At 37.4% G+C, this 409-nt stretch carries 1 protein-coding gene; it reads left to right on the forward strand.

What is annotated here, in order from left to right; translation table 11 throughout:
• The coding region (locus ETC02_RS17070) for a hypothetical protein (RefSeq protein WP_171698490.1) at window positions 1–309 on the forward strand (309 nt) is incomplete at its 5' end.
• Between the last annotated feature and the right edge of the window lie 100 nt (window positions 310–409).

Below are 409 nucleotides of genomic sequence, written 5' to 3' on the forward strand. Positions count from 1 at the left end.
CTTCAGTTTATTTCACCAGTGAACAAGCTGCCTCTTGAACCGATGCGCTACCGCATGATTACGTGCACAACAAAAGACGATTTATTTTTATTTTTTAAAACGGTAGACGATCAATTAATGATTGTCATTACGTTTTTCTTTGGTAAAGGACAAGCGCAAATATGTGTGAAACGTTGGAATGACCTCGAGAAGCGTTACATCCCCGCACCGATGAACGACCTCACAGCTGCTGAAGAACGAGCCATCCTATGTACATTTCGCTCAGTTTCCATTCGTTCTGGGCAGAGAATTCAATATTGTTTATTTTGAACGTGTGGAAAAACGACATAAGGGAAGTTTGTCAACGAAAAATTTATACCAAAAAAACTAAAAATATGTTTGTTAAACGTAAAAAGTCATGCTAAAATAT

The sequence above is a fragment of the Geobacillus sp. DSP4a genome (assembly GCF_013096875.1).
In the GTDB taxonomy this organism is placed as follows: domain Bacteria; phylum Bacillota; class Bacilli; order Bacillales; family Anoxybacillaceae; genus Geobacillus; species Geobacillus thermophilus.